17 protein-coding genes are annotated in these 12,218 nt (G+C 67.4%); 9 read left to right on the plus strand and 8 right to left on the minus strand.

Translation table 11 applies throughout. The features are described from left to right. The 3 genes from FHD68_RS14205 to FHD68_RS14215 all read left to right on the plus strand — a co-directional run. Window positions 1-531, plus strand: a 531-nt coding sequence (locus FHD68_RS14205) for a phosphotransferase (RefSeq protein WP_167550410.1), incomplete at its 5' end; no start/stop codon positions are given. Then, a complete protein-coding gene (locus FHD68_RS14210) occupies window positions 528-809 on the plus strand; it encodes a hypothetical protein (RefSeq protein WP_127898665.1) in 282 nt (93 codons plus the stop codon). The genes FHD68_RS14205 and FHD68_RS14210, both read left to right, overlap by 4 nt. Continuing rightward, window positions 806-1,567 carry an SDR family NAD(P)-dependent oxidoreductase gene (locus FHD68_RS14215; protein WP_240542421.1) on the plus strand — a complete coding sequence of 254 codons (762 nt, stop codon included), beginning with the start codon at window positions 806-808 and terminating at the stop codon, window positions 1,565-1,567. The genes FHD68_RS14210 and FHD68_RS14215 overlap by 4 nt, the downstream gene beginning before the upstream one ends. A gap of 42 nt (window positions 1,568-1,609) precedes the next feature. On the opposite strand, the gene FHD68_RS14220 is transcribed toward FHD68_RS14215, so the two are convergent. Next, window positions 1,610-2,314 carry a gamma-glutamylcyclotransferase gene (locus FHD68_RS14220; protein ID WP_052715079.1) on the minus strand — a complete coding sequence of 235 codons (705 nt, stop codon included), beginning with the start codon at window positions 2,312-2,314 and terminating at the stop codon, window positions 1,610-1,612. A 215-nt stretch (window positions 2,315-2,529) separates the two neighbouring features. Between FHD68_RS14220 and trpB the strand changes: the two genes are divergently transcribed. Then, entirely contained in the window at window positions 2,530-3,756 is a 1,227-nt protein-coding gene (trpB, locus tag FHD68_RS14225; protein WP_127898664.1) for a tryptophan synthase subunit beta, read from the plus strand. On the opposite strand, the gene FHD68_RS14230 is transcribed toward trpB, so the two are convergent. From FHD68_RS14230 to pth, 4 genes are read right to left on the minus strand one after another with little or no spacing between them, the layout of a single operon-like run. Further along, window positions 3,757-4,356 carry a DUF4893 domain-containing protein gene (locus tag FHD68_RS14230; RefSeq protein ID WP_164871436.1) on the minus strand — a complete coding sequence of 200 codons (600 nt, stop codon included), beginning with the start codon at window positions 4,354-4,356 and terminating at the stop codon, window positions 3,757-3,759. Beyond that, entirely contained in the window at window positions 4,346-4,720 is a 375-nt protein-coding gene (locus FHD68_RS14235) for a DUF2237 family protein (RefSeq protein ID WP_045999036.1), read from the minus strand. The genes FHD68_RS14230 and FHD68_RS14235 overlap by 11 nt, the downstream gene beginning before the upstream one ends. A gap of 48 nt (window positions 4,721-4,768) precedes the next feature. Beyond that, a complete protein-coding gene (locus FHD68_RS14240; protein WP_127898662.1) occupies window positions 4,769-5,767 on the minus strand; it encodes a DUF2332 domain-containing protein in 999 nt (332 codons plus the stop codon). Beyond that, complete coding sequence (gene pth / locus FHD68_RS14245; RefSeq protein ID WP_127899377.1) at window positions 5,764-6,459, minus strand: aminoacyl-tRNA hydrolase; 696 nt, start codon at window positions 6,457-6,459, stop codon at window positions 5,764-5,766. The genes FHD68_RS14240 and pth overlap by 4 nt, the downstream gene beginning before the upstream one ends. 155 nt (window positions 6,460-6,614) lie before the next feature. On the opposite strand from pth, the gene FHD68_RS14250 reads away from it, so the two are divergent. The 5 genes from FHD68_RS14250 to FHD68_RS14270 all read left to right on the plus strand — a co-directional run bounded on the left by FHD68_RS14250 (window position 6,615) and on the right by FHD68_RS14270 (window position 9,957). Continuing rightward, a complete protein-coding gene (locus FHD68_RS14250; RefSeq protein WP_045981267.1) occupies window positions 6,615-7,247 on the plus strand; it encodes an ATP-dependent Clp protease proteolytic subunit in 633 nt (210 codons plus the stop codon). A gap of 161 nt (window positions 7,248-7,408) precedes the next feature. Then, entirely contained in the window at window positions 7,409-8,674 is a 1,266-nt protein-coding gene (gene clpX / locus FHD68_RS14255) for an ATP-dependent Clp protease ATP-binding subunit ClpX (RefSeq protein WP_045981266.1), read from the plus strand. Window positions 8,675-8,757: 83 nt separating this feature from the next. Further along, a complete protein-coding gene (locus FHD68_RS14260; RefSeq protein WP_045981265.1) occupies window positions 8,758-9,132 on the plus strand; it encodes an NADH:ubiquinone oxidoreductase subunit NDUFA12 in 375 nt (124 codons plus the stop codon). Window position 9,133: 1 nt separating this feature from the next. Next, window positions 9,134-9,610: an outer membrane lipid asymmetry maintenance protein MlaD gene (mlaD, locus tag FHD68_RS14265; RefSeq protein WP_127898661.1), complete on the plus strand. Its 477-nt coding sequence runs from the start codon at window positions 9,134-9,136 to the stop codon at window positions 9,608-9,610. Between the two features lie 26 nt (window positions 9,611-9,636). Beyond that, entirely contained in the window at window positions 9,637-9,957 is a 321-nt protein-coding gene (locus FHD68_RS14270) for a DUF2155 domain-containing protein (RefSeq protein WP_240542420.1), read from the plus strand. Here the strand turns inward: FHD68_RS14270 and aat are convergent. From aat to FHD68_RS14285, 3 genes are all read right to left on the minus strand, one after another. Next, the gene (gene aat / locus FHD68_RS14275) at window positions 9,948-10,565 is read right to left on the minus strand and encodes a leucyl/phenylalanyl-tRNA--protein transferase (RefSeq protein ID WP_127898660.1); all 618 of its coding nucleotides are present in this window, start codon (window positions 10,563-10,565) and stop codon (window positions 9,948-9,950) included. The two genes, FHD68_RS14270 and aat, sit on opposite strands and share 10 nt — an antisense overlap. A 7-nt stretch (window positions 10,566-10,572) precedes the next feature. After that, the gene (accC, locus tag FHD68_RS14280; protein ID WP_045981261.1) at window positions 10,573-11,919 is read right to left on the minus strand and encodes an acetyl-CoA carboxylase biotin carboxylase subunit; all 1,347 of its coding nucleotides are present in this window, start codon (window positions 11,917-11,919) and stop codon (window positions 10,573-10,575) included. Between the two features lie 4 nt (window positions 11,920-11,923). Next, window positions 11,924-12,218, minus strand: a 295-nt coding sequence (locus FHD68_RS14285) for an acetyl-CoA carboxylase biotin carboxyl carrier protein (RefSeq protein ID WP_341872769.1), incomplete at its 5' end; no start/stop codon positions are given.

The raw sequence follows: 12,218 nt of genomic DNA on the forward strand, positions 1-12,218 counted from the left end.
GATCCGGCCCTGCAGGCGGTGGCGGGGCTGCGCGGCTGGCTGGATGCGCGGCCCGCGCCGCGACCGGGCCTGGAATGGGCGCTGCGTTGGGCCGAACGCCACGCGCCGGCGCCCGACAGGGTGACCCTGACACATCAGGATTTCCGCACCGGCAATTTCCTGGTCGATGCCGATGGGCTGACGGCCGTTCTGGACTGGGAATTCGCCGCCTGGTCGGACCCGGCCTGCGATCTGGGGTGGTTCTGCGCGGAATGCTGGCGGTTTTCGCGCCCCGATCTGGAGGGTGGCGGCATCGCCAGCCGTGCGGCCGTCCTGTCGGGCTATGCCGCCGCCAGGGACACGGTCCCCGACCCCGACCGTGTGCGGTGGTGGGAGGTCATGGCCCATATCCGATGGGCCGTGATCGCCCTGCAGCAGGGCGACCGCCACGACAGCGGGGCCGAACGTTCGCTGCACCTGGCGCTGACCGGGCGCATCGCCGACACGCTGGAATACCGCCTGTTGCAGATGACCGCGCCGGAGGCCGCATGAGCGACGCACTGGACCTGATCGCGGAGGCCGAGGCGACCCTGCGCCGGGACATCGCCCCTGGCGGGCCGGATGCCCGATACCACGCGCTGCTGGCGGCCAATGCGCTGGCCATGGCGCAGCGAGAGCTGGCCCGCCCGTCGCAGGACGTGACCGCCGATGTGGCCGCGATCCGGGCGGGGGCGCATGACCATGACGCCGACCTGCATGCCCGCCTGCTGGCGGCCGCCCGGCTGCGCGCCTGGATCGCCGACCCCACCACCGCCGAGGAGCCCGCATGAGCATGGATCGTTTCCGCCTGGACGGGCGCGTGGCGCTGGTGACCGGGGCATCGGGCGCGCTTGGCGCGGAATTCGCGCGAACGCTGGCCGGTGCGGGGGCGCGCGTCGTGCTGGCCGCGCGGCGCGTCGATGCGATGCGGGCCCTGGCCGACAGCCTGTCTGACGCCCATTCCATCGCGCTGGACGTAACCGACCCGGGCAGCGTCGCCCGCGCCGTGGCCGATGCCGAGGCCTGGGCCGGCGCTCCGGTAGACCTGCTGGTCAACAACAGCGGCATCGCCATTCCCGGTGCGTCGCTGGAACAGTCCGACCAGGACTGGGCGCGGGTGATGGGCGTCAACCTGGACGGGGCACGGCGGATGTCGGTGGCGGTGGCCGCAAGGCTGGTCGAGGCGGGGCGGCCCGGCGCTATCGTCAATGTCGCCTCGATCCTGGGGCTGCGGCAGGGCGCGGGGGTCTCCGCCTATGCCACGTCCAAGGCCGCACTGATCCAGCTGACCAAACAGCACGCCCTGGAATGGGCGCGCCACGGCATCCGCGTGAACGCATTGGCCCCCGGCTATGTCGAGACCGACATCAACCGCGATTTCTTTGCCACCGACCATGGCCAGGCCCAGATCCGCCGCATTCCACAGCGGCGGTTGGGGCAGGCCGGCGATCTGGCCGGGCCGCTGCTGCTGCTGGCCTCGGACGCGGGGGCGTTCATGACCGGATCGGTCCTAGTGGCCGATGGCGGCCACCTGCTGTCGCCGCTGTAGACGCGATCCCCACGCCCACCGGTGCAAGGGGCGCGGAATGGGCTAGCGGCCAGTCGGGGGCACAAAGCCCGCCTCGGCCTCGATCCGTTCGGCGACCAGGTGCTGCAGCGTCCAGATGTAATCGTCCTCGATGCCCCATTCGGCCAGTCCGCGCGCGGTGCGCAGCAGATATTCGGCGCCCGAGCCCGCAGCGCCAGCAGCCGTCGCCAACAGCCGCGCCTGCTCCTCGACCGGAAGGCGCGCCACGGGGGCGTCGACCGGATCGGCATAGAAGGTCAGCGCGGATTCGACCCCGCGATCGGTGCGCACCTGGATCCAGCAGGCATTCGCGGCCAGCTCGTGCGCGACCAGTTCGCGGCGCAGGATGGCGCGCATGGATTCGACCTCGGTCCCTTCGGCGATGTCCAGCACCAGCCCCTCGCAGGTTCCGCCCGATGCCAGCGCGAGCATCAGGCCAGGCCGTTCGGGCGTTCCGCGGAAATGGTCCAGCGTCAGCGAAAAATCGCGGTGCCAGCCGATCGCCGTGGCGCGGCGGCGATCCTGCACCGCAAAGCCCGGGTTCCAGATCAACGACCCATAGGCGAAGATCGGTATCGGGCCCGTCCGCCCCTGCGTCAGCCGCAGGGCCAGCGCGTCCAGGTCGCCATCCTCCAGCATCCGCCAGGCGGGGTTGTAAAGCAGCCCCTCGGCGGGGGCGACGCTGGCGACGTGGTGATCGCTCAGCGACAGGGTGCGGGCCTTGGGCATCATCCCTCCGATGTGGCGTGTCGGGCGCAGGTTTTGACCGTCATCCGCCGGGCGTCAACCGCCAAACCTGTCCGCGTCACGACGTCGCGCGCAAATCGGGCGGTTTCGCGGGCCGCCTGCCTGCACGGGCTTCACCCTGCGCGCGATGGCGGCTAGAACGGGGGCAAGGGGCATTCCGGTTGCCCAGACACGCAAATAACCCAAAGGCGCATCCCATGGCCGACGATCTGCTGAACAGCTTTACCTCCGGCCCCGACGAACAAGGGCGCTTTGGCATCTATGGCGGCCGCTTCGTGTCCGAGACGCTGATGCCGCTGATCCTGGATCTGGAGGCGGAATACGAACGCGCCAAGACCGACCCGTCCTTCTGGGCGCAGATGGACGACCTGTGGACGCATTACGTCGGCCGGCCCAGCCCGCTCTATTTCGCGGAACGCATGACCCAGCACCTGGGCGGCGCCAAGATCTACATGAAGCGCGACGAGCTGAACCACACCGGCGCGCACAAGATCAACAATGTGCTGGGCCAGATCCTGCTGGCGATCCGCATGGGCAAGACGCGCATCATCGCGGAAACCGGCGCGGGCCAGCACGGGGTCGCGACGGCCACCGTCTGCGCGCGGTTCGGCTTGAAATGCGTGGTCTACATGGGCGCGCATGACGTCGAACGCCAGTCGCCCAACGTCTTCCGCATGCGCCTGCTGGGGGCCGAGGTGATCCCGGTCACGTCGGGGCGCGGCACGCTGAAGGACGCGATGAACGACGCGCTGCGCGATTGGGTAACCAACGTGCGGGACACGTTCTATTGCATCGGCACGGTCGCAGGGCCACACCCCTATCCGGCGATGGTGCGCGATTTCCAGTCGATCATCGGCAAGGAGGTCCGCGAGCAGATCATGCCGCGCGAGGGGCGCTTCCCCGACACGATCATCGCGGCCATCGGCGGCGGGTCGAACGCGATGGGCCTGTTCTATCCGTTCCTGAACGACAAGGACGTCCGCATCATCGGCGTCGAGGCCGGGGGCAAGGGCGTCGATGACCGGATGGAGCATTGCGCCAGCCTGTCGGGCGGCCGCGCCGGCGTCCTGCACGGGAACCGCACCTATCTGCTGCAGGACGATGACGGCCAGATCCTGGAGGGTCATTCGATCAGCGCGGGCTTGGACTATCCGGGCATCGGGCCGGAACACGCTTGGCTGAAGGATATCGGCCGCGCCGAATATGTCAGCATCACGGACGACGAGGCGCTTGGCGCGTTCCAGCTGTGCTGCGCGCTGGAAGGCATCATTCCCGCGCTGGAGCCCAGCCATGCGCTGGCGCATGTCATCAAGATCGCGCCGGACCTGCCCGCCGACCACATCATCGTGATGAACATGTGCGGTCGTGGCGACAAGGACATCTTCACCGTCGCCAAGCACCTGGGCCAGGACCTGAAGACCTGATCAGCGCGTCAGCAGCAGGATGTTCAGGTCCGCTTCCAGCATCGGCAGGGGCATCAGGATGCGCGCCTGCGTCGGGCTGACGACCTCGACCATGCCGACCTCGGGGACGCGCTGCGGCGTGGCCGCGGGGTCGATGCTGTCGGGCAGGTCGGCATAGGGCAGGGCGGTATCGCCGGCGATGTAGCCTGTGCCCAGATAGACCTGTGCCCCGTCCAGATCGCCGATCATGCCCTGCATCCGCTGTGAGCCGCTCAGTTTCACGAACCCGCCGTCGGTGTCGATGCGACAGCGGAACGGCTGATAGACGACCAGAGGCAACCCGCCACCCAGCTTCAGCATCCGGCACGACCAGTCGCCTTGCAGCAGGGTCGCGGCCTGATCGGCGGGCAGGGGGCGGCCTGCCAGGCCTTGCACCATAACGGCCAGATCGTCCGAGGTTCCCTGCGCAAGTGCGCCCCTCAGCGTGCGTCCGGCCACCGCATCGACCTGCTCCAGCCGGATGCGGTCGTCGGCGCGGATGATGGGTGCCAGGTCGGGGCCGAAGGCCGCGGCGGGTGTCGCGGCCAGTGCCGCGATCAGGATCGCCGTCCTAGTCCGCATCGGTCCCGGCATGGCGCTTCAACAGCTCCAGCGGCACGATCTCCAACGCGCGTTTGTGCGTGGATTCCAGCACCACGGTCGGCGCGGCGAATTCCTGCGCCGCCTGCAGAAAGCGGCTGGCGCACAGGCACCAGCGCTGGCCGGCCTTCAGCCCCGCAAAGCCGTATTCCGGCCGCGGGGTCGTCAGGTCATTGCCCAGATAGCGGGACATCGCCAGGAATTCGTCGGTCAGGATCACGCAGACCGTGTGGCTGCCCCGGTCCTCGGGCCCGGTGTCGCAGCAGCCGTTGCGAAAGAATCCGGTCATCGGCTTGGTCGAACAGGGCTGCAAGACGCCGCCCAGCACATTGATCGAAGCGTCCATGGGGTCTCCTTTGCGCCCAGCCTAGGCGCAGCCGGGCGCCGGGGAAAGTCACAACTGCTTCGGCTGCCAGTCGATCCAGCGCCCATGAAAATCCGTGCGGCCAAGCGACCAGTCGTGCCGGGTGCCGTCCCACAACGTCAGGTCCAGCGCCGCGCCCTCGCCGCCATCGGCCTCCATCCGCAGATGGGCCACGGGGGCCGACGAGGTCGCGGTCCGGCCTGCGTGGGACAGTGCGTCGGAGCAGGCCTGCGCCGTCGTGGGCGGAAAATACTGGGCCGCGACGGTGTGATAGACCAGCGTCAGCCGGTCCGGGACCGGCTTGGCCAAGCGGTCGGCCAGCCAGGCGCCCGCATCGCCACGGTCGACCTGCGGCGGGTCGCGCCGGGCCAGGTCCAGCGCCGCCCGCAGGCGCGCCATGCGGTCATGCTGATCGGCCCAGCAATAGGCCATCAGCCGCAGCCCGTCACGATCCGGGTCCAGCGGGTTCAGGTCGACCCCGCGACGGCTGGCAACCGTCACCGACCCCTGCGGCATCGCGCCCCGCCATTCGGGTGTCAGCACCACGCCGGTTTCCCCCGCACCCAGGTGATAGCGGTCGAAATTCAGGTTCAATCCGGCCGACGCCCCCAGATCCAGCAGCCGCAGCGGCAGGGGTGACAGCGCGCTGAGGAACCGTGCCGCGCCGATCAGGGCCGCGGACCGGGCGACCTCGTTCGTCTGCGGGGGGCTGTCCAGCCATGACAGAATGGTTTCCGCATGATCGTCCAGCACGCGGCGCAGCAGGGTTGGGTCCACAACGCCGCCGTCATAAGCGCGTGCAAGGTCAGGGGCCTGCCCGGTCAACACCAGCGCATGCAGCGCCCCGCACAGGCGCAGGGGCAGCGAATCCGCCGCAGTGGACGGATCGCCCGTCCAGCCCAGCACGCGGTCCGCGACCGGTCCGTCGGCCAGAACCCGGGGCAGGGTCCGACACAGTTGTGCCGTCAGCGGTGAGCCAAGCGCGGCACAGGCGCGGGCCTGATGGGCAAAGGCCGCGGCGACCGTCACTTGAACCGGTCGCTCAGCGCGCGCAGGCGGTCGGTCAGGGTGACGGGCTGGGGCGCGGGGTCCGGTTTCGGTGCCGGTGGAGGTGCGGGTTTCGGGGCCGGGGCCTCGGTCCCGCTGTTGCGTGCCGGTGCGGTGCGGTTCGCCACCGCGTTCTGGAACCGGCCGCCATCGCCGGCCGCCAGCGCCGGGGCGCCGTCCGAGATGCCGCGCAACAGGTCGTCCAGCCAGTCCTGCTCTGCCTTGGCAAAGTCAGACAGAACATAGGACGCGACCTTGTCCTTGTGCCCCGGATGCCCGATGCCAAGCCGCACCCGTCCGTATTCCGCGCCGATATGCTGGTGGATCGAGCGCAGCCCGTTGTGGCCTGCATGCCCGCCGCCCTGCTTGACGCGGCACTTGCCGGGCGCCAGGTCCAGTTCGTCATGCAGCACGATGACGTCGGCGGGCGTCAGCTTCAAATAGCGCGCGGCCTCTCCGACGGACTGGCCGGACAGGTTCATGAAGGTCTGCGGTTTCAGCAGCGTGACGCGCATGTCGCCAAGGCGGCCATCGGCGGCCATGCCCTGAAACCGGGCGCGCCACGGCGTAAAATCGTGGTCCGCGGCGATCCGGTCCAAGGCCAGGAACCCGATGTTGTGACGATTGGCCGCATATTTCGCGCCGGGATTGCCCAGCCCCACGATCAGCTTCACGGCTGCCTCCTGTCCGCCCGCCGGGGGCGATTTGCGTTCCATCCCTTGCGGCTGTCCTTGCCCGTTACTAAGACTCTGTCAACACTTCGCGGGTAAGACAGGGACAAGTGCCCGGTCGAATCGCGGGGACAGGGGCGAACAGGCAAGGACAGAAGATGAGCGATCCGGCAGAATTCTACATGAACACCCTGGTGCCGATGGTGGTCGAACAGACCTCGCGCGGGGAACGGGCCTATGACATCTTCTCGCGTCTGCTGAAGGAGCGCATCATCTTCGTGTCGGGTCCCGTCCATGACGGGATGTCGACGCTGATCTGCGCGCAGTTGCTGTTCCTCGAGGCGGAGAACCCGTCCAAGGATATCAGCATGTATATCAACAGCCCCGGCGGTGTCGTGACCTCGGGACTGTCGATCTATGACACCATGCAGTACATCAAGCCGCGCGTTTCGACGCTGGTGGTGGGGCAGGCGGCCAGCATGGGTTCGCTGCTTCTGGCGGCCGGAGAGCCGGGTCTGCGCTATTCGCTGCCGAACAGCCGGGTGATGGTCCACCAGCCATCGGGCGGATACCAGGGCCAGGCCACCGACATCCTGATCCACGCGCGCGAAACCGAAAAGCTGAAGCGTCGCCTGAACGAGATCTATGTCCATCACACCGGCAAATCCCTGACCGAGGTCGAGGAGGCGCTGGAGCGCGATCGTTTCATGACCGCGGACGAGGCAAAGGACTGGGGCCTGATCGACGAGGTCGTGGCCCCGCGCGGCAAGGCCGTCCCGGAGAAGAAATAGCTTTGATGGGGATTGTGACGGGCCGGACTGGCCCGTAACATGGCGTGAATGACCCGCGGCGGCCGATCAGCCGCGGAAACCCGAAGATGCGGCGCGCGGAAACCCGATCCCGCCGTCGCCCGCCCCGCGTCCTTGCGGGACGGCAGTCAAGGAAATGGACGATGGCGAACCAGTCCGGCAGCGACAGCAAGAACACGCTCTATTGCAGCTTCTGCGGCAAGAGCCAGCACGAGGTCCGCAAGCTGATTGCGGGACCGACCGTGTTCATCTGCGACGAATGCGTCGAACTGTGCATGGACATCATCCGCGAAGAGACCAAGACCAGCGGTCTGAAGTCCGGCGACGGCGTGCCCACCCCGCGGGAAATCTGCGGTGTGCTGGATGATTACGTCATCGGGCAGGAGCATGCCAAGCGCGTGCTGTCCGTGGCCGTGCACAACCATTATAAGCGTCTGAACCACGGCTCCAAGACCGACATCGAGCTGGCCAAGTCGAACATCCTGCTGATCGGGCCGACCGGCTGCGGCAAGACGCTGCTGGCGCAGACCTTGGCGCGCATTCTGGACGTGCCCTTCACGATGGCGGACGCGACCACGCTGACCGAGGCGGGATATGTCGGTGAGGATGTCGAGAACATCATCCTGAAGCTGCTGCAGTCGTCCGAATACAACGTCGAACGGGCACAGCGCGGCATCGTCTATATCGACGAGGTCGACAAGATCACCCGCAAGTCGGACAACCCGTCCATCACCCGTGACGTGTCCGGCGAGGGCGTGCAGCAGGCCTTGCTGAAGATCATGGAGGGTACGGTCGCCTCGGTTCCCCCGCAGGGCGGGCGCAAGCATCCCCAGCAGGAGTTCCTGCAGGTCGACACGACCAACATCCTGTTCATCTGCGGCGGCGCCTTTGCCGGTCTGGACCGCATCATCGCGCAGCGCAACAAGGGCACGGCGATGGGCTTTGGCGCTTCGGTCAAGGAGACGGGCGATCAGGGCGTCGGCGAGCTGTTCAAGGAACTGGAGCCCGAGGATCTGCTGAAGTTCGGCCTGATCCCGGAATTCGTCGGCCGTCTGCCGGTCATCGCGACCCTGACCGACCTGGACGAAGAGGCGCTGATCATCATCCTGACCAAGCCGAAGAACGCCTTGGTCAAGCAGTACCAGCGCTTGTTCGACCTGGAGGGCGTTCAGCTGACCTTCACCGACGACGCGTTGACCGCCATCGCCAAGCGCGCGATCAAGCGCAAGACCGGTGCCCGCGGCCTGCGGTCGATCATGGAGGAGATCCTGCTGGACACCATGTTCGAACTGCCCGGACTGGACAGCGTTCAGGAGGTCGTGGTCAACGACGAGGCCGTGGACAACCCCACCGCCAAGCCCCTGCTGATCCATGTCGATCCCAAGAAGGAAACCGCCTCGGCCGGGTAATCGGGGCATCCGCGCAAGGCTGGACCTTGCGCGGAAACTGGGGCATATCCCAAGGGCAAAACTGATCGTTGAGGGTCCTGCCGATGTCGTTCCTGCTGCGCTTTCTGACCTGGTGGAACAGCCAGACGCTGAACACTCAGTTCTGGACCTGGCGCAACGGCGTGAAGGTCGGCGAGGACGCGGCCGGAAACATCTTCTACAAGACCAAGGACGGCAAGCGCCGTTGGGTCATCTATAAATCCGAATCCGAGGCCAGTCAGATTTCGCCCGAATGGCACGGCTGGCTGCACCACACCTGGAACGAGGCGCCGACCGAACTGGCCGTCCCGCGCAAGGCGTGGGAACAGCCGCACCAGGCCAACCTGACCGGCACGCCGGGCGCCTATGTGCCGGCCGGGTCGCTGTATCGCGCGGCACCTGCGGTGCGCAGTGATTATGACGCGTGGCGCCCGGAATAGCATGTCCGCCGACATCGCCCATGGGACCGAGGCGCGTGCCGAACTGATCGCGGGTGGCGTCGTCCTTGCGGTCGCCGCGGGTTTTCTTGCTTGGGCGGCGCAGGGGCAGTGGGGCGGCGGATCGGGTTATCCGCTGATCGCATCTTTTCCGGATGTCGACGGGGTCGCGGTCGGGACAGAGGTCCGTTTGGCCGGTGTTCGTATCGGCCGCGTCAGTGAGGTTCGGTTGAACCCGCAGACCTATCTGGCCGATGCGGTCATGACGATCCCAGCCGACATTGTGCTGCCTACGGACAGCGCCGCGCTCATTCAGTCCGACGGCCTTCTGGGCGGCGCGTACATTCAGCTGCAGCCCGGCGGCGCGATGGACAATCTTGCCCCCGGGGACGAGATCGAGGATGTGCAGGGTGCGGTCAGTTTGCTGCAGCTGATGCTGAAATTCGTCGACAGCCAATCGGCCGATGAGTCCGTGCCATGATTCGCGCCGCGCTTTGCCTGATGCTGATGGCAACACCCTTGGCCGCGCAGGACACCGTGCGCGCACAGGGCGCGATGCTGCGGGGTCTGGACAAGGTGTCGGGGCGGACGACGGACCTGCCGCTTCAGATCGGTCAGGCCGTCCGTTACGGGCGGTTGGAGATTAGGCTGGGCGAATGCCGCTATCCTGCAGGCGATCCCAGCTCTGACGCCTTCGCGCAGCTGACCATCACCGACCTGCGGCAGAACGCGACGGTCTTTAGCGGCTGGATGATCGCCAGCTCGCCCGCGCTGTCGGCGCTGGATGACGCGCGCTACGATGTCTGGGTCATGTCCTGTCAGGGCTGAGCGGCCAGCATCTCTGCTGAGAGCAGTGGCGCCGCACGGATGTCGGCCTTGCGGCGGAGAGCCGCGGTCAGCCGCGTGTGATAGGTCTTGCGCGGAATTTCGATCCCACCCATCCGGGCCAGATGCGGCGTCAGGAACTGCGTGTCGAACAAGGTGAAGCCGCATCGCTTCAGGTGCGTCGACAGCCACCACAGCGCCATCCGCGATCCGTTCTCGCGGGCCGAAACCATGGATTCGCCGAAGAACGCCCCCCCAAGGGTCACGCCGAACAGACCGCCCGCGAAGGCCCCGTCATGGCGGATCTCGATGGCGTGCGCATGGCCCGCGCCGTGCAGCGCCTGGTACAGGTCCGCCAGCGGAGCGTTGATCCACGTCGTTTCGCGGTCGGCACAGGCGGCGACCACGGTTGCGAAATCGCCGTCCAGATGCGCGGACCATCCACCACGCCGCAGGTCTCGCCGCAGAGAGCGCGCGACATGGACGCCCCCCACCGGCAGGACCCCCCGCATCGGGGGGTCGAACCAGTACAGGCGGTCGTCATCCGCGCTTTCGGCCATCGGAAAGACGCCGCGCGCATAACCGGTCAGCAACTGCGCAGGCGTCAGCATCGGGCCCTTACGCGTAGTGCCGGGCCAGCCAGCGTTCCAGCCAGTGGATCGAGTAGTTCCCCGACTGGATGTCCGGTTCCGCCAGCAGATCGCGGAACAGCGGCACGGTCGTGTCGACCCCGTCCACGATCAGTTCGCCCAAGGCGCGCGACAGACGGGCCAGCGCCTCGTCCCGGTCCCGACCGTGAACGATCAGCTTGCCGATCAGGCTGTCGTAATAGGGCGGGATCGAATAGCCCTGATACAGCGCCGAATCCATCCGCACGCCCAGACCGCCAGGGGCGTGATACTGGGTGATCTTGCCGGGGCAGGGAGAGAAGCTGGGCACCTTCTCGGCGTTGATCCGCACCTCGATCGAATGGCCGTTGATCACAAGGTCCTCCTGGTGGAACTCCATCGGCAGGCCGGCGGCGACGCGGATCTGCTGGCGCACCAGGTCGACCCCGAAGATCGCCTCGGTCACCGGATGTTCCACCTGCAGGCGGGTGTTCATCTCGATGAAGTAGAACTCTCCGTCCTCGAACAGGAATTCGATCGTGCCGGCGCCGGAATAGCCGATCTTGGCGACGGCATCGGCGCAGACCTTTCCGATCCGGGCGCGCTGTTCGGCGGTGATGGCGGGGCCGGGGGCCTCCTCCAGCACCTTCTGGTGGCGGCGCTGCAGCGAGCAGTCGCGTTCGCCCAGATGCACGGCGCGGCCCTTGCCGTCACCGAAGACCTGGATCTCGATGTGGCGTGGACGCTGGAGGTATTTCTCCAGATAGACGTCGGGGTTGCCGAAGGCTGCCTTGGCCTCGGACCGCGCGGTGCGGAAGGCGACCTCAAGGCCCGCCTCGTTCTCGGCGACCTTCATGCCGCGACCGCCGCCGCCCGCCGTGGCCTTGATGATGACCGGATAGCCGATCTGGGCAGCGACCGCCTTGGCCTGTTCCACGTCGTTCACGCCACCGTCGCTGCCGGGCACGCAGGGGACGCCAAGCGCCTTCATCGTGTCCTTGGCGGTGATCTTGTCGCCCATGATGCGGATGTGTTCGGCACGCGGACCGATGAAGGTGATGCCGTGATCTTCCAGCATCTGCACGAAACCCGCATTCTCGGACAGGAAGCCGTAGCCCGGGTGGATCGCCTGCGCACCCGTGATCTCGCAAGCCGAAATCAGGGCTGGCATCGACAGATAGGACTGCGCCGAGGACGGCGGACCGATGCAGACCGATTCGTCTGCCATGCGGACATGCATCGCATCGGCGTCGGCGGTCGAATGGACCGCGACCGATGCGATGCCCATCTCGCGGCAGGCGCGGATCACGCGCAGCGCGATCTCGCCCCGGTTGGCGATGAGGATCTTGTCGAACATGGGCTTACTCGACGATCATCAGGGGGGTGCCGAATTCGACCGGATTGCCGTCATCGACCAGGATGCGACGCACCGTGCCCGCGCGGGGCGCGGGGATGTGGTTCATCGTCTTCATGGCCTCGACGATCATCAGCGTGTCGCCCTCGGCCACGGTCTGACCGACGGTGACGAAGGCCGCGGCGCCGGGTTCAGCCGACAGATAGGCGGTGCCCACCATGGGCGATGTCACGGCGCCGGGCAGGCTGGCCGGATCGGCGCTGGCCGCGGCCGAGGCGGGCGCAGTGGCCGCGGCGGGCGCC

Origin of the sequence: Paracoccus marcusii, from assembly GCF_006151785.1 — a bacterium.
In the GTDB taxonomy this organism is placed as follows: Bacteria; Pseudomonadota; Alphaproteobacteria; order Rhodobacterales; family Rhodobacteraceae; genus Paracoccus; species Paracoccus marcusii.

What these genes read in the sequence shown, in the direction of transcription:
- FHD68_RS14210 (WP_127898665.1), top strand. Translation starts at nt 528, where the DNA reads ATGAGCGACGCACTGGACCTGATCGCGGAGGCCGAGGCGACCCTGCGC.
- FHD68_RS14215 (WP_240542421.1), top strand. Translation starts at nt 806, where the DNA reads ATGAGCATGGATCGTTTCCGCCTGGACGGGCGCGTGGCGCTGGTGACC.
- FHD68_RS14220 (WP_052715079.1), bottom strand. Translation starts at nt 2,314, where the DNA reads ATGCCCAAGGCCCGCACCCTGTCGCTGAGCGATCACCACGTCGCCAGC.
- trpB (WP_127898664.1), top strand. Translation starts at nt 2,530, where the DNA reads ATGGCCGACGATCTGCTGAACAGCTTTACCTCCGGCCCCGACGAACAA.
- FHD68_RS14230 (WP_164871436.1), bottom strand. Translation starts at nt 4,356, where the DNA reads ATGCGGACTAGGACGGCGATCCTGATCGCGGCACTGGCCGCGACACCC.
- FHD68_RS14235 (WP_045999036.1), bottom strand. Translation starts at nt 4,720, where the DNA reads ATGGACGCTTCGATCAATGTGCTGGGCGGCGTCTTGCAGCCCTGTTCG.
- FHD68_RS14250 (WP_045981267.1), top strand. Translation starts at nt 6,615, where the DNA reads ATGAGCGATCCGGCAGAATTCTACATGAACACCCTGGTGCCGATGGTG.
- clpX (WP_045981266.1), top strand. Translation starts at nt 7,409, where the DNA reads ATGGCGAACCAGTCCGGCAGCGACAGCAAGAACACGCTCTATTGCAGC.
- FHD68_RS14260 (WP_045981265.1), top strand. Translation starts at nt 8,758, where the DNA reads ATGTCGTTCCTGCTGCGCTTTCTGACCTGGTGGAACAGCCAGACGCTG.
- mlaD (WP_127898661.1), top strand. Translation starts at nt 9,134, where the DNA reads ATGTCCGCCGACATCGCCCATGGGACCGAGGCGCGTGCCGAACTGATC.
- FHD68_RS14270 (WP_240542420.1), top strand. Translation starts at nt 9,637, where the DNA reads ATGGCAACACCCTTGGCCGCGCAGGACACCGTGCGCGCACAGGGCGCG.
- aat (WP_127898660.1), bottom strand. Translation starts at nt 10,565, where the DNA reads ATGCTGACGCCTGCGCAGTTGCTGACCGGTTATGCGCGCGGCGTCTTT.
- accC (WP_045981261.1), bottom strand. Translation starts at nt 11,919, where the DNA reads ATGTTCGACAAGATCCTCATCGCCAACCGGGGCGAGATCGCGCTGCGC.